Origin of the sequence: Anaeromyxobacter soli (assembly GCF_022808855.1) — a bacterium.
In the GTDB taxonomy this organism is placed as follows: Bacteria; Myxococcota; Myxococcia; order Myxococcales; family Anaeromyxobacteraceae; genus Anaeromyxobacter; species Anaeromyxobacter soli.
The window spans coordinates 58305-79132 of record NZ_JAKZLF010000017.1 but is presented as its reverse complement, the minus strand read 5'-3'; the positions used below and the strand labels follow the sequence as shown (position 1 = coordinate 79132).

The 20828-nt window shown below is 73.5% G+C and carries 17 protein-coding genes; 13 read left to right on the top strand and 4 right to left on the bottom strand.

The features are described from left to right. The first annotated feature begins 158 nt into the window (after nt 1-158). The gene (locus MLV88_RS13380) at nt 159-2120 is read left to right on the top strand and encodes a PAS domain-containing hybrid sensor histidine kinase/response regulator (RefSeq protein ID WP_242356155.1); all 1962 of its coding nucleotides are present in this window, start codon (nt 159-161) and stop codon (nt 2118-2120) included. Here the strand turns inward: MLV88_RS13380 and MLV88_RS13375 are convergent. Further along, nucleotides 2117-3811 carry a dipeptidyl-peptidase 3 family protein gene (locus tag MLV88_RS13375; RefSeq protein ID WP_242340147.1) on the bottom strand — a complete coding sequence of 565 codons (1695 nt, stop codon included), beginning with the start codon at nt 3809-3811 and terminating at the stop codon, nt 2117-2119. The two genes, MLV88_RS13380 and MLV88_RS13375, sit on opposite strands and share 4 nt — an antisense overlap. An 85-nt stretch (nt 3812-3896) precedes the next feature. Between MLV88_RS13375 and MLV88_RS13370 the strand changes: the two genes are divergently transcribed. The 12 genes from MLV88_RS13370 to hypB all read left to right on the top strand — a co-directional run bounded on the left by MLV88_RS13370 (nt 3897) and on the right by hypB (nt 17554). After that, nucleotides 3897-5183: a DNA recombination protein RmuC gene (locus MLV88_RS13370; protein ID WP_242340148.1), complete on the top strand. Its 1287-nt coding sequence runs from the start codon at nt 3897-3899 to the stop codon at nt 5181-5183. Between the two features lie 519 nt (nt 5184-5702). After that, nucleotides 5703-6824: a hydrogenase small subunit gene (locus MLV88_RS13365; protein ID WP_243337674.1), complete on the top strand. Its 1122-nt coding sequence runs from the start codon at nt 5703-5705 to the stop codon at nt 6822-6824. 6 nt (nt 6825-6830) lie between these two features. Beyond that, nucleotides 6831-7784, top strand: a complete 954-nt coding sequence (hybA, locus tag MLV88_RS13360; protein WP_242340150.1) for a hydrogenase 2 operon protein HybA — start codon at nt 6831-6833, stop codon at nt 7782-7784. Continuing rightward, on the top strand, nt 7785-9038 hold the full coding sequence (gene nrfD / locus MLV88_RS13355) for an NrfD/PsrC family molybdoenzyme membrane anchor subunit (RefSeq protein ID WP_242340151.1): 1254 nt from the start codon (nt 7785-7787) through the stop codon (nt 9036-9038). Between the two features lie 18 nt (nt 9039-9056). Next, a complete protein-coding gene (locus MLV88_RS13350) occupies nt 9057-10793 on the top strand; it encodes a nickel-dependent hydrogenase large subunit (RefSeq protein ID WP_242340152.1) in 1737 nt (578 codons plus the stop codon). Between the two features lie 132 nt (nt 10794-10925). Further along, nucleotides 10926-11456, top strand: coding sequence for a hydrogenase maturation protease (locus tag MLV88_RS13345; RefSeq protein ID WP_242361173.1), 531 nt, complete (start codon nt 10926-10928; stop codon nt 11454-11456). Between the two features lie 50 nt (nt 11457-11506). Continuing rightward, nucleotides 11507-13819 (top strand): carbamoyltransferase HypF, encoded by a 2313-nt coding sequence (gene hypF, locus MLV88_RS13340; RefSeq protein WP_242361172.1) that lies wholly within the window; start codon nt 11507-11509, stop codon nt 13817-13819. A gap of 16 nt (nt 13820-13835) precedes the next feature. Further along, nucleotides 13836-14123: a HypC/HybG/HupF family hydrogenase formation chaperone gene (locus MLV88_RS13335; protein WP_242340155.1), complete on the top strand. Its 288-nt coding sequence runs from the start codon at nt 13836-13838 to the stop codon at nt 14121-14123. Nucleotides 14124-14173: 50 nt separating this feature from the next. Continuing rightward, nucleotides 14174-15313 carry a hydrogenase formation protein HypD gene (hypD, locus tag MLV88_RS13330; RefSeq protein WP_242340156.1) on the top strand — a complete coding sequence of 380 codons (1140 nt, stop codon included), beginning with the start codon at nt 14174-14176 and terminating at the stop codon, nt 15311-15313. After that, nucleotides 15314-16336 (top strand): hydrogenase expression/formation protein HypE, encoded by a 1023-nt coding sequence (gene hypE, locus MLV88_RS13325; protein ID WP_242340157.1) that lies wholly within the window; start codon nt 15314-15316, stop codon nt 16334-16336. 7 nt (nt 16337-16343) lie between these two features. Next, on the top strand, nt 16344-16688 hold the full coding sequence (locus MLV88_RS13320; protein WP_242340158.1) for a hydrogenase maturation nickel metallochaperone HypA/HybF: 345 nt from the start codon (nt 16344-16346) through the stop codon (nt 16686-16688). Then, complete coding sequence (gene hypB / locus MLV88_RS13315) at nt 16688-17554, top strand: hydrogenase nickel incorporation protein HypB (protein ID WP_243337672.1); 867 nt, start codon at nt 16688-16690, stop codon at nt 17552-17554. Before MLV88_RS13320 ends, hypB begins: the two co-directional genes overlap by 1 nt. 9 nt (nt 17555-17563) lie before the next feature. On the opposite strand, the gene MLV88_RS13310 is transcribed toward hypB, so the two are convergent. From MLV88_RS13310 to MLV88_RS13300, 3 genes are all read right to left on the bottom strand, one after another. Next, a complete protein-coding gene (locus tag MLV88_RS13310; protein WP_242340160.1) occupies nt 17564-18484 on the bottom strand; it encodes a MerR family transcriptional regulator in 921 nt (306 codons plus the stop codon). Nucleotides 18485-18729: 245 nt separating this feature from the next. Next, nucleotides 18730-19902: a lactate racemase domain-containing protein gene (locus tag MLV88_RS13305; protein ID WP_243337671.1), complete on the bottom strand. Its 1173-nt coding sequence runs from the start codon at nt 19900-19902 to the stop codon at nt 18730-18732. Between the two features lie 138 nt (nt 19903-20040). After that, a complete protein-coding gene (locus MLV88_RS13300) occupies nt 20041-20817 on the bottom strand; it encodes a lysophospholipid acyltransferase family protein (protein ID WP_242340162.1) in 777 nt (258 codons plus the stop codon). Between the last annotated feature and the right edge of the window lie 11 nt (nt 20818-20828).

Genomic DNA, 20828 nt, shown 5'->3' with positions numbered 1-20828 from the left:
GCGCTGGCGGGGCCGCGCGGACTCGACCCGAGGAGGTCCGCGCGCGCCCCCGAATGCGTGAGACCGGGGTGAGCGGGGCCCAACGGGGCCGCGCGGCTGCGGTCGTCGCGCCCCGGCGCGCGCGGTAACATCCGCGCTCTCGAAGGACCCGTACCGGAGTGATCGTGCCGAGGCGCTCGCCGCTGGAAGCCACCACCGGGAGGACCTCTCCCCCCGAGCCGCTCGACGACGGCACCCCCTCCGAGCTCATCCCCACCGAGCGGGAGTTCCGCGCGATCTTCGACCTCGCCGGGAGCGGCAAGGCCATGGGGGATCCCGCTCGGAACCGCTTCGTCCGCGTGAACCGGCGCTTCTGCGAGATCACCGGCTACTCGGTCGAGGAGCTGCTCGAGCGCGGCGTCGCCGACCTGACCCACCCGGCCGACCGCGCCCGCGACGCGGCCGCCATCACGGCGGCGCTGCGCGGCGAGACCGACGGCTGGACCATCGAGAAGCGCTACGTCCGGAAGGACGGGCAGATCGCGTGGGTGGTGGTGACCGGGACCGTGCTGCGGGACGCGAACGAGCGCCCGTTCCGGACGGTCGCGACGGTTCACGACATCACCGCGCGCCGACGCATCGAGGAGAACCTGCGCGCGAGCGAGGCGCTGCTCCGGCTCGCGCAGCGCGCGGCGCACGCGGGCGTCTGGGAGCTCGACCTCGTCGCCCGGACGGCGTGGATGTCCCCCGAGTGCCACGCCCTGTTCGGCACGGCGCTCGCGGCGCGCGGGCCGGACATCGCGGCCTGGGAGCGGCGGATGGTGCCCGAGGACGCGCCGGTCGCCCAGAGCGCGCTCTCGCAGGCGGTGAAGCACGGCGAGGAGTACAGCGCCGAGTTCCGCATCCACCATCCGGCCCTCGGCGAGCGCTGGCTCTGGGAGATCGGCCGCGCCGAGTACGACGCAGCGGGGGAGGCGGTGCGCGTCCGCGGCATCGCCCTGGACGTCACCGAGCGAAAGCACGCGGAGCAGGCCCTCGTCGCCGCCGATCGGCGCAAGGACCAGTTCCTCGCCGTGCTCTCGCACGAGCTCAGGAACCCCCTCGCGCCGATGCGGAACGCGCTCGACGTGCTCGACCGGACCGATCCCGGCGCCGAGCCCGCGCGGCGGGCCCGCGCGGTCCTGCAGCGGCAGCTCGGGCACCTCTCGCGGCTCGTCGACGACCTGCTCGACCTCACCCGCATCTCGCGCGGCAAGATCCAGCTCCGCACGGCGCCGGTGTCGCTCGGCGACGTGGTCCGGCGCGCCGCCGACGACCACCGCTCGCTCTTCGCGGAGGCGGGCGTCGCGCTGGACGTGCACGTCCCCGGCGCGCCGGTGCCGATCTCGGGCGACGCGACGCGCCTCACCCAGATCGTCGGCAACCTCCTCCAGAACGCGGCCAAGTTCACCCCGCCGGGCGGCCACGTGCTGCTCGAGCTCTTCTCGCTCGGCGCGGACGCGCTCCTCCGCGTGCGCGACACCGGCATCGGGATGGAACCCGGGATGCTGGAGCGGCTGTTCGAGCCGTTCGCCCAGGCGGAGGTGAGCCTCGAGCGCAGCCGGGGGGGGCTGGGGCTCGGGCTCGCGCTCGTGCGGCGGCTGGCGGAGCTCCACGGCGGGCAGGTCTACGCGCACAGCGAGGGCCTCGGGACGGGCGCCGAGTTCGTGGTCCGCCTCCCCATCGCCGCGGCTCCGGCGGAGCGCGCCCCGCTCCCCGCACCTCCGGCCACGGCGGCGCGGCGGCGCGTCCTCGTGGTCGACGACAACGTGGACGCGGCCGAGACCCTGCACGACCTGCTCGTCCTCGCCGGCCACGAGGTGGCCGTGGCGCACGACGGGGAGGCCGCCGTGACGGCCACCCGCGCCCTGTGCCCGGACGTCGTCTTCTGCGACATCGGGCTGCCGAAGCTCGACGGCTACGGCGTGGCGCGCGCGTGCCGGGCCGACCCGGCGACGCGCGGCGCCTACCTCGTGGCGCTCACCGGCTATGCCCTGCCGGACGACCTCCGCCGAGCCGCCGAGGCGGGCTTCGACGAGCACCTCGCGAAGCCCCCGCCGCTCGGCGCGATCGAGGCGGCCCTGGCGCGCGCCCCGCGCTAGCCCCGGGTGAGCTCCTCCGCGGTCACGAACCGCGGGGCGATGTCGACGGGGATTTTCGAGAGCCGGTCGAGGACGGCCTTCACCTCCGGCCGCACCACGCCCATCTTCTCGAGCAGCGCCTTCGCCGCGGCCCGGTCGCCCTTCCCCTGGATGGTCATGATCTCGCGCGTGAGCGAGACCACCGCCTCCTTCATCCGCGCGCCGTCGATGGCGAAGGTGCCGTCCGGGCGCGGGACGATCGCGCGCGCGTCGAGGAGCCAGTTGAGCTGCAGCGCCATGCCGCGCCCGTGCGCCTCGCCGACGCCGAAGCGGATGGAGCGGAAGGCGGAGGCGAGGAAGGTCGGGTAGAGCGTCCGCTCCATGGCGCGGTCGAGCTTCCCCTCGTCGAGGAGCTTCCGGAGCGCGAAGAGCCCGGCCACGTCGGCTTTCGCCTCCTCGAGGGCGCTGTAGGTGTCGCCGAGCTCGGCGCGGACGGTGGTCTTGCGGCCGGCGACGGTGATCTCGTGCGGCCCGAGCCCGTGCAGGAGCTCGTGCATGAGGATGTGGGTGAAGAACGGGTCGAACGCGACGGCGGCGCGGTCGGCCGGCGAGAGCGCGAGACCGGCGAGCGGCACGAGCACCTTCCGGAACTTGGCCTCCTGCACGTTCTTCAGCATGACGCGCTTCGAGCCCATCTCGCGGACGATGCGCTCGTCGTTCGGCAGGTTGTAGGCGGCGGTCTGCACGCCGTGCATCGCGTCGCCCGCCGCGAACAGCTCGTTCACCACCCGGATCGGCGCCATCGCCCCGAGCTTCGGGTTCTTCATCGCCGCGTCGATCGGGAGCACGTCCTCGATGCCCTGCAGCTCCGCCGCGAAGCGCTGGAGCTTCGCGGTCTCGGCGTCGTCGCGGACGCCGATGAACGCCTCGAAGGCGGCCTTGGCGTTGAACCAGCCGTCCTCGTAGACCTCGTACGGCCCGATGGTGGGATCCACCGCCGCGTCGAGCTCCATCCAGGCCACGTCCGAGGCGTAGTAGTCGTTCGAGACGAACGCCTGGGCGCGCGCCTCGAGGAACTTGCGCAGGCCGGCGTCCGCGGTGGCCGCCGCCGCCTCGCGGAGGAGCTCCGCCGCGCGGGCGAGCTCGCCCTGGTACTCGAGCGCGTACGGCACCGCGACGAAGCCGCCATTCGGGGCGCGGCGCACCGTCGTGAAGAACCCCGTCGCCGCGGCCTTCGCCTCCGGGGCGAGCCCCGCGAGCCACCGCTCGACGTCCTCCTTCGTCGCGCCGGCCGGGTAGAAGTTCGCCTGGGCCGGCTTCTCCGGCACGCCGGGCAGGAACGCCGGCGCGCCGTGGTCGAGCCGGTCCCACGGCCCCTTGTTGCGGAGGAACGCGGCGAGCCGCGCGGCGCCGAGCGGCGAGCGGTCCCGGGAGAGCGCGAGGAGGAGCGGCTCGTTCCCGGCCCAGACCTGTCGCAGGAAGAGCGCGTCCATCACCTGCGCCGCCTCGACGAGCCGCGCGAGCGCGCGCCGCTCGCCCTCGGGCAGCCTGGAGAGATCGAGGCGGAGGTCCACCGGCGCGTAGCGCGCGTCGGCGCGCCGGAGGTCGGCGGCGCCGGGCAGCGCGCGGGGCGCGGCGGCGGCGGGGAGCGCTGCGACGGAGAGTGCGGTGGCGAGGGATCGGGCGGCGAGGCGCATCGAGGGGTCCTCCATGGGGTCCGGTCCTTTTACCTCGGGGCGACCTCCTGCGCCGCGCAGGCGAACGGGGCGGACAGACCGCGGGAGTAGGCTCTCCCACATGGACTCGACGGGTCTCCTCCTCCTCGCACTCGGCGTCGCGCTCGGCGCCGCCCTGGGCTTCCTCGCGCGGAGCGGCGAGGCGCGGCGCGCGGCCGAGCGGGCCGTGCGCATCGCCGAGCTCGAGGCGACGCTCGCCGCCGAGCGGGCCGGCGCCGAGGAGAAGCGGGCGCTCGTGGACGACGCGCGCGCGCGCCTGTCCGACGCCTTCAAGGCGCTCTCCGCCGACGCGCTCCGCGCCTCGAGCGCCTCCTTCCTCGAGCTCGCGCGCGCCGCCCTCGGCCGCGAGCGCGCGGCGGCCGACGGCGACCTCGCCCGGCGCGAGGAGGCGATCGCGGCGCTCGTCGCCCCCGTCCGCGAGGCGCTCGGCAAGCTCGACGGCGAGCTGCGCGGGATCGAGCGGGCTCGCGAGGGGGCGTACGGCGCGCTCACCGAGCAGCTCCGGCAGGTGGCCGAGGCGCAGGCGCAGGTCCGCGGCGAGGCGGCGAACCTCGTGAAGGCGCTCCGCGCCCCGCAGGCTCGCGGCCGCTGGGGCGAGCTGCAGCTCCGCCGCGTCGTCGAGCTCGCGGGCATGCTCGACCGCTGCGACTTCGAGGAGCAGGCCACGGTGGACGGCGACGAGGGCCGGCTGCGCCCCGATCTCGTCGTGCACCTCCCGGGCGGGCGCAACGTCGTCGTCGACGCCAAGGCGCCGCTCGCGGCGTACCTGGAGGCGATCGAGGCCAAGGACGACGGCGCGCGGCGCGCGCACCTCGCCGATCACGCCCGGCAGCTCCGCGAGCACGTGCAGCAGCTCGGGCGCAAGGCCTACTGGGAGCGGCTCCGGCCCGCGCCGGAGTTCGCGGTGCTGTTCCTCCCCGGCGAGAGCTTCTACGCGGCGGCGCTGGAGGCCGACCCCTCGCTCCTCGAGGCGAGCGTGGAGCGGCAGGTCATCATCGCGACGCCGACCACGCTCATCGCTCTCCTCAAGGCCGTGGCGTACGGCTGGCGCCAGGCCCAGGTCGCCGAGAACGCCGAGGCGGTCGGCGCGCTCGGCCGCGAGCTGTACAAGCGGATCGCCGATCTCGGCGGCCACTTCGCCCGGCTCGGGCGGGCGCTGGGCGGCACCGTCGAGGCGTACAACCGCGCGGTCGGCTCCCTCGAGGCGCGGGTCCTCCCGGCGGCGCGGCGCTTCGAGACGCTCTCCGCCGCCCCCGCGGACGCCGAGCTCGACGCGCTGGCGGCGATCGAGGTCGTCCCGCGGGCGGTCGTCGCCCCGGAGCTCGCCGAGCCGGCCGCGGGCCGCTGACCTCCCCGGCGGCGGGTACGCCGCGCGGCGGTGAGGATGCCCGGCTCCGGCCGTGGCGCCCTCGCCGGTCGCCGGCGCTTTCACTGTTTGTCGCACCCGTACGCCGGGTGAGCCGCCTCCCGCATTCACTTTCCGTCCTGGCCCGCGCCGCCCTGTGAACCGTCGCCGAGGGACCCGGACCGACTCCTCGACACGATCCGCTCGCGCGCGCCGCCTCCCCTCGATTTTCACCCCAAAATTGTTGGCGCAAATTTAACGTGGAGCCATCCCGTCAATGTTGTCTCGCGGAGTCCACAAAGGCCAATTCGCGGGCCCGTTTTCGGGTTTGACCCGGGTTCCGCGTGACGTCGGTCAAGCCTCAGGCTCGACGGAAGGGTGCGCCGATAGCGCGCGGCGTCCATTTGCCGCACGAGCGCCACGCAAACATTTCGTTTGCCCGATTTCCGAAAAGCCGGGGAATTTTAGCAGGTTGTAATTTTCGATTGGAGCGGTCAGTCTCCGCGGCACCCGGAGGACGGAATGAACGATATGGGCTCCGAAGTGCTCGGCCTGGAGACCAAGGGTGTCTCCCGCCGTGACTTCATCAAGGTCTGCACCACCGCGGCGGCGGCCGTGGGCCTCCCGGCCTGGGCCGGCGAGAAGATGGCGGAGAACGTGGCCAAGGGAAGGAAGCCCTCGGTCATCTGGCTCCACTTCCAGGAATGCACCGGCTGCACCGAGTCGCTGCTCCGCACGAGCCACCCGGACGTCGGCGCGCTCATCCTCGACCTCGTCTCGGTCGACTACCACGAGACCTTGTTCGCGGCGGCCGGCCGCCAGATCGAGGAGGCGCTCGAGAAGGCCCTGCACGAGAACGAGGGCAAGTTCGTCCTCGTCGTCGAGGGCGCGATCCCGGAGAAGGACGGCGGCATCTACTGCCAGGTCGGCGGCAAGAAGGCGATCGACACGCTCAACGCCGTCGCCGCCAAGGCCGGCGCGATCATCGCGATCGGCTCGTGCGCGTCGTGGGGCGGCGTCCCGTCCGCGGCGCCGAACCCGACCGGCGCGACCGGCGCGCCGCAGATCCTGAAGGGCAAGACGGTCGTCACGCTGCCCGGCTGCCCGGCGAACCCCTACAACCTGCTCGGCACCGTGCTGCAGTACGCGACCTTCGGCACGCTCCCGGCGCTCGACGACCTCGGCCGCCCGAAGTTCGCCTACGGCCGCGTCATCCACGAGGACTGCCAGCGCCGCCCGCACTTCGACGCCGGCCGGTTCGCGCAGGCGTTCGGGGACGAGGGGCACCGCAACGGCTACTGCCTCTACAAGCTCGGCTGCAAGGGCCCCCAGACCCACGCCAACTGCTCGCTGCTCGACTTCTGCGAGGTGCCCGGCGCGTGGCCGGTCGGCATCGGCCACCCCTGCGTCGGCTGCACCGAGCAGGGCGTCGGCTTCACCGTGCCCATCTACACGAACCTGCCCGTCCAGAACCCGACGGCCCCCATGGCCTACCCCGCCATCCACCCCGACCACACGGTGCTCGGCAAGAGCGCCCTCGCCGTCGGCGTGGGCAGCGCCGTCGTCGGCGCCATCGTCGGCGCGGGCGTCGTCGCGACGCGGAAGATCAGCGCCGACTCCGAGAAGACCGAGGGGAAGGAGTAGCCCCCCATGCGCATCTCACGACGAGACCTGCTCAAGGGAGCGGCCGTTGCGGGAGCGACCACCGCGCTCGCCGGGACCGCGTCCGCTCGAGAAGCCGTCGAGCCGCGCCCCCAGGCGGTGGGGATGCTCTTCGACGCCACCCTGTGCGTCGGCTGCCGCGCCTGCCAGAGCGCGTGCAAGCGCGCCAACAAGCTGCCGGTGGACCTCGAGACCGGCGAGACCGGCGGCCAGTACGACGCGCCCCGCGACCTCAACAGCAGCACGAAGAACGTCATCAAGGCGGTCGAGGCGGCGAACGGCCCGACCTACATGAAGCAGCAGTGCATGCACTGCGTCGACCCGTCCTGCGTGTCGGTCTGCATGATGGGCGCCCTCCACAAGGAGGGCGAGGGGAAGAAGAAGCTCCCCGGCGAGCGCGCCGGCAGCGGCATCGTCGTCTACGACAAGAACACCTGCGTCGGCTGCCGCTACTGCCAGATCGGCTGCGCGTTCAACGTGCCGAAGTTCGAGTGGTTCGACGCGTTCCCGCTCATCGTGAAGTGCGAGCTGTGCCGGCACCGCGCCGACCCGAAGCAGGAGGGGCTCCTCTCCATCGCGAACCCGGCCTGCTGCGAGGTCTGCCCCCGCGAGGCGGTCGTCTACGGCCGCCGCGAGGAGCTGCTCGCCGAGGCGAAGCGGCGCATCGCCGCCTCCCCCGCGCGCTACCAGCAGCACGTCTACGGCGAGAAGGAGGGCGGCGGCACCCAGGTGCTGTACCTCGCCCCCGCGGGCGTCTCGTTCACGCAGCTCGGGCTGCCGGAGCTGCCGGACCGCTCCCAGGCCTCGTTCTCGGAGAGCGTCTCCCACGCCCCGTACCTGCACGGCGTCACGCCGGTCGCGCTGTACCTCGGCATGGCCGCGCTCATCGCGCGGAACCGGAAGAGGGAAGAGGCGGCCGAGCACCGCGAGGAGGGCAAGTAGATGAGCGCCCACGATCATCCGAAGGCCATCGGCGGGAGCCTGCTCGACCGCTCGATGCTGGTGCTGCTCGCGCTGTTCGGCGTCGCCGCCGTGGTGATGGCCTACCGCTTCTTCGCCGGCGTCGGGCCGGTGTCGAACATGACGGACGGCTTCACCTGGGGCATCTGGGAGCCGGTGAACGTCGTCGTCTTCACCGGCATCGGCGCGGGCGCGTACTCGGTCGGCCTGCTCTGCTACCTCCTCAACAAGGGCCAGTACCACGGCCTCGTGCGGCCGGCGGTGCTCGTCGGCGCCATCGCCTACACGCTGGGCGGCAGCTCGATCATGATCGCGCTCGGCCGGTACTGGAACTCGTACCTGCTGCCGTGGATCCCCTGGTGGAACCTCAGCTCCGCGCTGCTCGAGGTCGCCATCTGCGTCATCGTCTACGTGACGGTGCTGTGGATCGAGGTGCTGCCCTCGATCCTCGACGGCGCCGCCGCGAGCCGCTCGCCGCGCTGGGCGGCCATCGGCAAGACCTGGGGCCCGCGGCTCGCGAAGGCGATGCCCTACATCATCGCGCTCGCGATCCTGCTCCCCACGATGCACCAGAGCTCCCTCGGCGGCCTGATGCTCATCGCCGGCCCCAAGATCCACCCGCTCTGGCACACGGCGCTCCTGCCCACGCTGTTCCTCGTCTCCTGCCTGTCCATGGGGTTCGGCGCGGTCGTGGCGCTCGTCACGATCCTGAACCTCACCTGGAACGCCAAGCACGACCCGAAGCTCTTCGCGGACATGTCCAAGGTGAACGCGGGCATGCTGCTCTTCTACGTGGTGCTCCGCGTGGCGGACGTGGTTTGGAGCGGCAAGCTCCGCTTCCTCGCGCTCGACTTCCCCACGCTCCTGTTCGTGGCCGAGCTCGCGCTCTTCCTCGCCCCCGCGCTCATGTTCCTCTCGCCGCGCGTGCAGCGGAACAAGGGCCGGATGTTCGGGGCGGCGCTGCTCGCCGTCGCGGCGGGCGCCGCGTACCGCGTCGACGCCTACCTCACCATGTACCGCCCGGCCGGGTGGACCGCGGACGGCAAGCCCATCGCCGCCGGCTGGAACTACTGGCCGTCGCTGGGCGAGACGATCGTCACGGTGGGCATGGCGGCCGTCGGCGTCGCGCTCTTCATCTTCGTCTCCCGCAAGTTCCCCGTCGTGGTCGTCGAGGACGTCCGCGACGAGCACACCCACGTCGGCAGCGGCCCCGCGAAGGCCGCCGCCAGCCGCTAGGCAGAGAGGTGAACGTCCATGGGTAAGCTCATCACCATCGACCCCGTCACTCGGATCGAGGGCCACCTCCGCATCGACGTCGAGGTGGACGGCGGGGCGGTCAAGAACGCCTGGTCCTCCGGGACCATGTGGCGCGGCATCGAGACCATCCTGCAGGGCCGCGATCCGCGCGACGCCTGGGTGTTCACGCAGCGCATCTGCGGCGTGTGCACCACCGTGCACGCGATCGCCTCGGTGCGCAGCGTCGAGAACGCGCTCGGCCTCGAGATCCCGCTCAACGCGCAGCTCATCCGCAACGTGATCATGAGCGCCCACGCGCTCCACGATCACATCGTCCACTTCTACGCGCTCTCCGCGCTCGACTGGGTGGACGTGGTCGCCGCGCTGAAGGCGGACCCGGAGAAGGCGGCGAACCTCGCCGACTCGCTCGGCCTGCAGTGGGCGGGCAACTCCAAGCACGCCCTCAAGGCGGTGAAGGAGAAGGTGGCGGGCTTCGTCGCGGCCGGCCAGCTCGGCATCTTCACCAACGGCTACTGGGGCCACCCGGCGATGAAGCTCCCGCCGGAGGTGAACCTCCTCGCCGTCGCGCACTACCTGCAGGCGCTCGACGTGCAGCGCAAGGCGAACCAGGTCGTCGCGATCCTCGGCTCGAAGACGCCGAACATCCAGAACCTCGCGGTGGGCGGCGTCGCGAACGCCATCAACCTGGACAGCCCCGCGGCGCTCAACATGGAGAAGCTGTACCAGGTGAAGACGCTCCTCGAGGAGGTCGTCACCTTCGTGCAGCAGGTCTACCTGCCGGACGTCGCGGCCATCGCGGCGAGCTACCCGGACTGGCTCAAGTACGGCGCGGGCGTGACGAACTACCTCGCCGTGCCGGACATGCCGACCGACGTGAAGATGACCCGGTTCGACCTGCCCGGCGGCGTCATCTGGAACGGCGATCTCTCGAACGTGAAGCCGGTCGCGAGCTGGAACGACGACTACCTGAAGCAGAACGTCACGGAGTCGATCGCCCGCGCCTACTACGAGGGCGACACCGTCCGCCAGCCGTGGGAGGGCCAGACGAACCCGAAGTACACGGGTGAGTGGAAGGCGGAGACGCCCGCGCCCGAGAAGTACACGTGGGTGAAGGCGCCGCGCCTCGAGGGCAAGCCCGTGCAGGTGGGCCCGCTCGCGCAGGTGCTCGTCGGCTACGCCGGCGGCCACGAGAGCATCAAGAAGTGGGCGGACTTCTGCCTCGGCACCGCCGGCAAGATCGCGGGCGTGAAGCTCACGCCGGCGGTCCTGCACTCGACGCTCGGCCGCCACGCCGCCCGCGCGATCCGCGCGGCGACCATGGGCGAGCTCGCGCTCAAGCACTGGAAGCTCCTCGTCGAGAACATCGGCAAGGGCGACACGGCGATCTTCGTCGACCCGATGAAGAACCTGAAGCCCGGCACGTACAAGGGCGTCGGCTTCCACGAGGCGCCGCGCGGCACGCTCTCGCACTGGTCGGTCATCGAGACCGACGGCAAGACGATGAAGCTCGCCAACTACCAGGCGGTCGTGCCGTCCACCTGGAACGCCGGCCCGCGCGACGCGAAGGATCAGCTCGGCCCCTACGAGAAGTCGCTCGTCGGGAACCCGATCGCCGACCCGAAGCTCCCGCTCGAGGCGCTCCGCACGATCCACTCGTTCGATCCGTGCCTCGCCTGCGCGATCCACACCGTGGACGCGGAGGGCGAGGAGCTCGCGCGGGTGAAGGTGCTGTAGCCACGAGCCTTCCCGTGGCCGCTCGCCCCGAGCTGTCGAAGGGCGAGCGGCGCGCGGCCGGCACGCGCGGTAGAACCGATCCCGTCCCGGACTCCCTCCCGGGGCGGGATTCTCTTTCGACGCAGGAGCCTCATGTCCCCCCGCATCGCCGTCATCGGCATCGGCAACGTGCTCACCGGCGACGACGCCGTGGGCCCGCACGTGGTCCGCGTGTTCGAGGCGCGCCACGCGGTCCCGCCCGACGTGCAGGTGATGGACGCCGGCACCCCCGGCTACGACCTCACCGCGTTCATCGCCGGGCTCGAGGGGCTCGTCCTCGTGGACGCGGTGAAGGCGAAGGCCGCGCCGGGCACGCTGCGCGTCTACGACAAGGAGGAGCTGCTGCACAAGGCGCCGGTCCTCGCCATGAGCCCGCACGAGCCCGGAGTCCGCGAGGCCCTCATGAACGCGGAGTTCATGGGCGTCTCTCCGAGGACGGTGAAGCTCGTCGGCGTGGTCCCGGCGAGCGTGGCGACCGGGATCGGCCTCTCGCCGGAGGTGCGCGCGGCGATCGACGGCGCCGTCGCCCAGGTCGCGAAGGAGCTCGCGGCGCTCGGGGTGGCGGTGACGGAACGCGTTCCGCCGGCAGCGCCGGATCTGTGGTGGGAGAAGCCGCGGGGGTGAAGGCGAGGCACGGCCGGCGCCGCGCCGCGCCGTTATGAGAGCCGGAGACGATGCGGACCGATCCCCTACAGCGCGCGCCCGCCGGTCGGCGCCTGACCGTGAGCGGCACGGTCCAGGGCGTCGGCTTCCGGCCCTTCGTGTACCGGCTCGCGCACGCGCTCGGGCTCGCGGGGCGCGTGCGGAACGACGCGTCCGGCGTGACGGTCGAGGCGTTCGGACCTGCCGCCGCGCTCGACGAGCTCGAGCGGCGGCTCCGGAGCGACCGGCCGCCGGCGGCGGTCATCGAGACGCTCTCGAGCGAGCCCATCGCGGCGGAAGGGCTGGAGGGGTTCGAGATCGTCGCGAGCGGCCCCGCCGCCGAGCGGCGCGCGGCCATCCCGCCCGACCTCGCCACCTGCGCCGCCTGCGAGCGAGAGGTCTTCGACCCGCGCGACCGCCGCCACCGCTACCCGTTCACGAACTGCACGGACTGCGGCCCGCGCTTCACCATCGCGCACGGCGCCCCCTACGACCGGCCGGCCACGACCATGGCCGGGTTCACGATGTGCCCGGCGTGCGCGCGCGAGTACGCCGATCCTCTCGACCGCCGCTTCCACGCGCAGCCGAACGCCTGCCCCGCCTGCGGGCCGCGCGTGCGTGTCGTCGCGCGCGACGGCTCGGCGGTCGAGGTGACGGATCCCATCGGCCAGGTCGGCCGCGCGCTCGCCGCGGGCGCCATCGCCGCGGTGAAGGGCCTCGGCGGCTTTCACCTCGCCTGCGACGCGACCTCGAGCACGGCGGTCGCGACGCTGCGCGCCCGCAAGCGCCGCGAGGAGAAGCCGCTCGCGGTGATGGTCCGCGACCTCGCCGCGGCGCGTGCGCTCGCGGACATCGGCGAGGCGGAGGAGGCGCTGCTCGCCTCGGTCGAGCGCCCCATCGTGCTGTGCCGCCGACGACCGGAAGCGGCCCTCGCGCGGGAGCTCGCGCCGGACAGCCCGCTCGTGGGCCTCCTCCTCCCCTACGCGCCGCTCCACCACCTCCTCCTCGAGGCCGCGGGCCGGCCGCTCGTGATGACGAGCGGCAACCTCTCGGAGGAGCCCATCGCCTTCGAGGACGACGAGGCGGTCCGGCGGCTCGGCGGCATCGCCGACCTCTTCCTCGTGCACGACCGGCCCATCGCCTCGCGCTGCGACGACTCGGTCGCGCGGACCATCGCGGGCCAGCCGCTCGTCATGCGCCGCTCGCGCGGCTACGTCCCGCGCCCGGTGATCGTCCACCGCCGCTTCGCGCGCCCCGTCCTCGCGGTCGGCGCGCAGCTCAAGAACACGTTCTGCCTCGCGCGCGGCGACGAGGCGGTGCTCGGGCCGCACGTCGGCGACCTCGACAACCTCGAGACCTATGCGGCGTTCGAGGCGGCCATCGCGCGGCTCGAGGGGTTCCTCGCGCTGCGCCCCGAGGTCGTGGCCTGCGATCTCCACCCGCTCTACGTCTCGACCCGCTACGCCCGCGAGCGCGCCGCCGCGCTCGGCGTCCCGCTCGTCGAGGTGCAGCACCACCACGCGCACGCCGCGGCCGCCATGGCCGAGCACGGCCTCGACGGCCCGGTGCTCGCGCTCGCCTGGGACGGCACCGGCCTCGGCCCGGACGGCACCGCCTGGGGCGGCGAGCTCCTCCTCGCCGAGCGCGGCCGCTTCGAGCGCCTCGCCACGTTCCGGCCGCTCGCCCTCGCCGGCGGCGACCGCGCCATCCGCGAGCCGTGGCGCCTCGCGCTCGCGGCGCTGCTCGACGCCTTCGGAGAGGACGCGCCGGTCGCGGACCTCCCGCTCTTCCGCGCGGTCCCCGCGGCCGAGCTCGCCGTCGTGCGCCGCCTGCTCGCGACCGGCCTCAACTCGCCGCGCGCCCACGGCGTGGGCCGCGCCTTCGACGCCGCCGGCGCGCTCGCGCTCGGCCGTGGCGTCTCCCATTACGAGGGGCAGGTCGCGCTCGCGCTCGACAACGCCGCCGGCTCGGCGAGCTCGTGCGAGGCGCCCTACCCGTTCGACGTCGACACGGGCGCCCCCGTCGCGGAGCTCGACCTGCGCCCGCTCTGGCGCGCCCTCGTCGCGGACGTCCTCGCCGGCACCGCGCCCGCGGCGATCTCGGCCCGCTTCCACGCCACGCTCTCCCGCGCCGGCGCCGAGCTCGTCCGGCACGCCAGCCGGGCGACCGGGCGGCTGCCCGTGGTGCTCACCGGCGGCTGCTTCCAGAACGCCCGGCTGACCGAGGGCCTCCTCGGCGAGCTTTCGGCGGATTTCGCGGTATACCCACACGGTCAGGTGCCCCCCGGCGACGGTGGGATCGCGCTCGGCCAGGCGCTCGTCGCGGACGCGCGCGCGCACCCGTAATCGGAGAGCCCAACACATGTGCCTCGGCGTTCCAGGGAAGGTCCTCGCCATCGACGGGATGAGCGCGACGGTGGACTTCTTCGGCGTGAGGAAGGAGCTCCGCCTCGACATCGTGGACGAGCCGGTGTCGGTCGGGGACTACGTCCTGAACCACGTCGGCTTCGCCATCCGGCGCATCCCGCCCGACGAGGTGCAGGAGACGCTCGCGCTGTTCGACCAGATCCTCGACGTCTCCGGCGCGAAGGCGGACCTCATGGCCGCCGACGTGCGGGGCGAGATCGCGGCGGCGAAGCACAAGGAGTAGCGAGCCGCCGGCGCGGCGCTCCGGCGAGCGCGCGGTGGCGTGGAGACCCCATGGCAGCGAAGGATCTCTTCCAGGAGCTCAAGTTCCGCGACCCGGTGCGCGCGCGCGCCCTCTCCGAGGCGATCGGGCACGAGGTCGCTGCGCTCGGGCGGCGCGTCTCGGTCATGCACGTGTGCGGCAGTCACGAGCAGGCCATCGCGCGCTTCGGCCTGCGCGCCGTGCTGCCGCCGGACCTCGAGCTCATCATGGGCCCGGGCTGCCCGGTCTGCGTCACCGACGGCCCCGAGGTGGACGAGGCGGTCGCGCTCGCGGTCCAGGGCGCGCGCGTGTGCACCTACGGTGACATGCTGCGCCTACCCGGGACCGCGCGGTCGCTCGCGGACGCCCAGGCCGAGGGCGCCAAGGTCGACGTCGTCTACTCCGTGTCCCAGGCGCTCGAGCTCGCCGAGAAGCACCCCGCGGACGAGGTGGTCTTCCTCGGCTCCGGCTTCGAGACCACGGCGGTCGCCACCGCGGCGGTGGCGCTCGCGAACCCGCCGAAGAACTTCTCCATCCTGTCGGTGCACAAGTACGTCCCGGCCGCGATGAACGTCGTCGCCGAGAGCCCGGAGACGAACATCGAGGGCTACATCGCGGCGGGCCACGCCGCCATCATCACCGGCTGGGGCATCTTCGAGCCGTTCGCCGCGCGCACCGGCAAGCCGGTGGTGGTCGCCGGCTTCGAGCCGCTCGACATCCTCGCCGCGATCCTCAAGCTCACCGAGCTCATGCGCGCCGGGAAGCCCGAGGTCGCGAACGTCTACCCGCGCTGCGTGACGAAGGAGGGCAACCTCGCCGCGCAGCGCTCGCTCTGGAAGGTGTTCCGCCCGGTGACCGGCAGGTGGCGCGGCATCGCCGAGGTCCGCGATGGGAACCTCGACCTCACGCCCGAGTACGCGCACCTCGACGCGCGCAAGCGCTTCCGCATCGACACCTCGCCGGTGCGCGACGAGGAGGCCGAGGAGGCCGCGAAGGGCTGCATCTGCGGCTCGATCATGCTCGGCCTCGCGAACCCGGGCGACTGCGCGCTGTTCGGCAGGGCCTGCGTCCCCGAGTCGCCGGTGGGCGCCTGCATGGTGTCGTCGGAGGGGCAGTGCCGCATCTGGCACACCTACGGCGGCGTCCCGGATCTCAGGAAGGTGGGGACCTAGATGGAGAAGCCCCAGGCGAAGATCGGGCTCAAGCACGGCTCGGGCGGGCGCGCGATGCGCCAGCTCATCGAGGACGTGTTCCTCACCCTCGCCTCCCCGGTGGACGGCATCGGCCTCTCGGCGCTCGACGACGGCGCGGCCATCCGCGTCGGCGATCGCTGGCTCGTCGTCACCACCGACTCCCACGTCGTGCACCCCATCTTCTTCCCGGGCGGCGACATCGGTCGGCTCAGCGTCTCCGGCACCGTGAACGACCTCGCCATGATGGGCGCGACCGAGCCGCTCGGCCTCACCTGCGCGGTGGTGCTCGAGGAGGGCTTCCCGCGCGCCGACCTGGAGCGCGTCGTGGCCTCGATGCGCGAGACGGCGCGCGAGGCGAACGCGCCCATCGTCACCGGCGACACCAAGGTGATGGGCAAGGGCGAGGTGGACGGGATCGTCCTCAACACGACCGGCGTCGCGCTCGCCGATCGCGTCGTCAGCGACGCGGGCCTGCGCGCCGGAGACCTCGTCATCGTCACCGGCACCATCGGCGACCACGGCATGGCCATCATGTCGCGCCGCCACGACCTGCGGCTCGAGGGCGACCTCCGCTCCGACGTGGCGCCGCTCAACGGGCTCGTCCGCGAGGCGCTCCGCGCCGGCGGCGAGGACGTGGTGGCGATGAAGGACCCGACCCGCGGCGGCGTCGCGGGCGTGCTCCACGAGATGGCCGCGAAGGGCAAGGTCGGCATCGTCATCGACGAGACCGCGCTGCCGGTGCGCGACGAGGTGCGCGCCGCGGGCGAGATGATCGGCATCGACCCGCTCCTCGTCGCGAACGAGGGCAAGGCGGTCATCGGCGTGCGGGCGCGCTCGGCGGACAAGGTCCTCGCCGCGCTGCGGGCCCATCCGCTGGGCGCCTCGGCGATCGTCATCGCCACCGCCATCGGCGAGCGGCCCGGCGCGGTCATCCTCGACACCGGGTTCGGCAAGCGCATGCTCGCGGAGCCCGAGGGCGAGCTCCTCCCGCGGATCTGCTAGGCGCGGAATGCACGAGTACTCCCTCGTCGAGGCGCTCGTCACCCGCGTGGAGGCGGAGGCGAAGAAGCGCGACGCGATCGCGGTGCACAAGCTCTCCGTCCGCGTGGGCGAGCTCTCGGGCGTCGATCCCGAGCTCTTCCAGACCGCCTACGAGACGTTCCGCGCGGGCACGATCTGCGCGGGCGTCCCGCTCACCCTCACCCGCGTCGCGGCGAGCTGGTCCTGCCCGCGCTGCAGGACGCCCATCGCGCGCGGCGCCATCCTGCGCTGCCCGGCCTGCGACACGCCCGGCAAGCTCGACGACGGCTCCGACGCGCTGACCCTCGACGGCATCGAGATGGAGGTCCCCTGATGTGCACGACCTGCGGCTGCGGCGACACCGAGCTCGTCCCGGTGGAGCTCCACGAGAAGATCCTGGCCGGGAACGACCGCGCCGCGCGCCACAACCGCGAGCACTTCCTCGAGGCGCGCGTCCTCGCCCTGAACCTCATGGGCTCGCCCGGCGCGGGCAAGACCGCCGTGCTCGAGGCGACCGCGAAGGCCGCGGCCGCGAAGGGCTGGAGGCTCGGCGCCGTCTCCGCCGATCTCGCGACCGACAACGACGCGCGCCGGCTCCAGAAGGCGGGCATCCCCTCGAAGGCCATCACCACCGGCCAGGCCTGCCACCTGGACGCCGAGCTCGTGCACCGCTCGCTCCACGACTTCCCCTGGCGCGACACCGACATGTTCTTCATCGAGAACGTCGGCAACCTCGTCTGCCCGGCCATCTACGACCTGGGCCAGGCGGCCAACGTGGTGGTGCTCTCCGTCACCGAGGGCGAGGACAAGCCGCTCAAGTACCCGGTGATGTTCAACGCCGCCGACCTCGTGCTGCTCACGAAGTGCGATCTCGTCCCGCACCTCGACGTCGAGCTCGCCAAGATCCACGACGCGCTCGCGCGCGTGATGCCGCGGCCGCGGATGATCGAGGTCTCCGCCCGCACCGGCCAGGGGATGGACGCGTGGGTGGCGTGGCTCGAGGAGCTGCGCGACGGGATCGGCCTCGGCGGCGCGGACGCGCATGCCCACGGCCACGAGCACTCGCACGCGCATTCGCACGAGCACGCCCACGGTGACGAGCGCCACTCGCATGCCCACTCCCACGACGGGCACGAGCACGAGCACGGCAGCGCGGATCACCACGGGCACGCCCGCGGCGGGAAGCACGACCACGACTGAGCGCCGCGCTCAGTCAGTCGCTCCGCGCGACCCGCCCACCCTCACCCTCCCGAGCGCCCGCTCGAAGGCGTCGAGGTCCGCGATGGCCTGCACGCGCGGCGCTCCGGCCTGCGCTGCGGCGTCCGCCCCGGCCCCGCCGACCCACACCTCCACGCTCGCTGGCAGCTCGCGCGCGACCGCGGCGACGGCCTCGAGGGCCTGCGGCGAGGCACCCCCGGTGAGGCCGAGCACGACCACGCGCGCGGCGGCGTACTGCGCCGCGGCGACGACCTCCGCGGCGGGGAGGCTCGGTCCGAGGTAGATCGCGCCGAGGCCCGCGATCGCGGCCACGAGCGCGGCGGCGAGCGTCCCGAGCTCGTGCAGCTCGCCCTCGGGCGTCGCGAGCACGAGGCGGGGCGCGTTCTCGTGGATGGGCTGCAGCCGCACGAGCGCGCCGAGCAGGCTCCGCAGCTCCGAGGAGACGAGGTGCTCCTGCGTGACGGAGAGCCGCCCCTCGTGCCACCCCTCGCCGACGGCGCGCAGGAGCGGGAGGGCCACGTCGCGCGCGAGCGCGTGAGCGGGGAGGACCGCGGCGAGGTGGGAGAGCTCGCGGCGGAACGCGGCGGGCTCGAAGCGCTCGATCGCCGCCCGCAAGCTCGCGAGATCGACCGGCGCTCCGGGGCGCAGGAGCTCCGGCTCGCCTCCTCCCGAGGCGACCAGCGCGCGGAGCTCGTCCAGAGGCAGCGCCGCGATGCGCCCGATCGCGTGCCCGCGCCCGACCGCCTGCGCGAGGAGCCGGAGCCGCTCCACGTCCTCCTCGGAGTAGAGCCTCCCGCGCTCGTCGCGCTGCGGCTCGACCACCCGGTAGCGCCGCTCCCACGCACGCAGCGTGTCGACCGAGATCCCGGTCAGCCTCGACACCGCGCGGATGGGGTAGCGCAGCGAGCTCATCCCGGGTGCCGATAACGTCGCCGCGTGCGCACGTCCAGCGGCTGCCCGCGATCTGTCATCAGCCCATCCAGGGGTCCAGGCTCCCGCCGCGGGGCGCGCGTCCTGGGGAGCGCTCGGAGCGCGCCGGCGCGATGCGGTGCGGTGGTCCGGTGCGCACGATGGCGGGGCGATGAAGCGCGTGGCACGAAGGCCCGCGGTGCGCCGCCGGGGCGACGCTCGGCTTCACCGGGCGACGCGCGCGCCGCTCACACCGCCCGCGGCACGAGGTCGCCCGCGTCCGGCAGCACGAGGACGGTCGCCTCGCGTCCGACGCGCTCGCGGGCGCTCGCGATCGCGGCCGCGAGGTCGGGCGCGAAGGTCGCGTACGTCTCGCGCACCGTCGCCTCGTCCATCCCGGAGACGAGCAGCACCGTCGCGCCGGCGGGCAGGTAGCGCCGCACGCCGAGCTCGAAGATCCCCTCGTTCACGACCTGCAGCGGACCGGTGCCCTCCGGGCACTCCGCCGCCACGATCACCACGCCGCCCTCGCGGAGCAGCAGCCCCGCGGGCGGGATGAGCTTCGAGGCCTGGTAGAGCGAGCCCGACACCGGCAGCGGCGCGGAGACGATCACCACGTCCGCCTTCGGCGCCTCGACCTCGCACCAGGGCCGGGCGAGGCGGACGCCCTCGCGGTGGGCGTAGACGACGTCGCCCGCGACCGCGCCCACGATCGTGCCGCCCGCCTCGACGACGTTCACGAGGTAGGTGTCGCGACCGATCCGCCGCACCGCCTCCTCGAGATCCTCGCGGCACGGGTTCCCGTCGGCGCGGCCGAGCGCCGAGGTCTCCTCCGCCTTGAGCCGGTGGTTCTGGCGGATGTCCACGTCGTGGCCGAGCCCGGGGAAGATCCCCTTCGCGCCGCCGCCCCAGCCCGCGAAGTAGTGCGGCTTCACGCGGCCCGTCGAGACGATGAGGTCCGCCTCGGCGACGCAGCGGTTCACCCGGATGCGCGTCCCGCGGCTCGTCCGGCCCATCTCCACCATCGACGCGTCGTCGCGGGCGTCGTGGTTCACCACCCGGTGCCGGCCGAGGACGGCGGCGGGCAGGCCGAGCCGCTCGAGCGGCTTGGGGCCGTGCGTCCCGTTCGCCACCGCGATCGTGAGGTGGTCGTCCGGTACCGCGCCGAGCGCGCGCCGAACCGCCGCGAAGAGCTCCGCGCGCGGCTCGTCGCGCGAGGCGTCGCTCACGATCACCACCACGCGCGTGCGCGCCGTCGCGACCGTCGCGAGCGGACGCGCGCCGACGGGATGGGCGAGCGCTGCGTCGATCGCCGCCTCGAGATCCGGCACGGGGGGCGGAGTGGGCGGGAGGAGCACGCGCGCGCCGGGGAGGTCCGGGAGCGCGAGGGTGCGGGTGCCGTAGCCGAGGAGGACGGTCACGGGGGCATTGTACGTCCGCGGGCGCGAGCGGGCGCAATGGCGACCGACCGCCCGTGGTTCGACAGGCTCACCACGAGCGGTGCGTGCAGTCGAGCCTGTCGAAGGGCGAGCGCGCCACGACCGCCCTCGAGCTGCCCGTCACGTCCGAGCCGGCGCTCCGGGCTCGACGGACCGCGCCGGCGCGTCGCCGTTCGCCACGTCCGCGGCAGGGAGCGCCGCGGCGATGCGGCGGCGCACCTCGTCCTTGAGCCGGCCCGCGTCCTCGGGCCTCAGGCCGGCGGTGGGGACCGGCTCGAGGATGCGCGCATAGGCGCGGCACGGCCGGACCCACGGGCTCCCCTTCGGCATGCCCTGCGCCGCACCGTGCACCGCGACCGGCAGGATCGGCACCCCCGCCTCGATCGCGAGCCGGAACGCGCCCGACTTGAAGGGCAGGAGCTTCGCGCTCGTGCTCCGCGTCCCCTCCGGGAAGATCATCACGTTCATGCCGCGCTCGAGGTAGCGGCGCGCCTTCGCGAGCGCCTCGCCGCCGCTCTCCGAGTCGCCGCGCCGGACCGGGATGTCGCCCGAGAGGCGGAACATCCAGCCGACCCAGGGCACCTTGAAGAGCGACTCCTTCGCGATCCACTTCATCTCGCGAGGGAGCTTCGAGAGCATGAGGATGTCCAGCATCGACTGGTGGTTCGCGACGACCACGTACGCCTGCCGCCCGCGCGGCCAGCGCCCCTCGATGCGCAGCCGCCAGGGCGGGAACGTCCGCGTGACGGCCACGGCGACGAGCCGCGAGAAGCGGCCCGCGACCGCGCGGTTCCGGTCGAACGGGAACGTGACGGCGAAGAGCAGCACCTGCAGCGGCAGCGCGAGCAGGATGACGAGGCCGGTGAAGAAGTAGCCGATCGCGGCGATGACGGGCACGGGCGAATGGT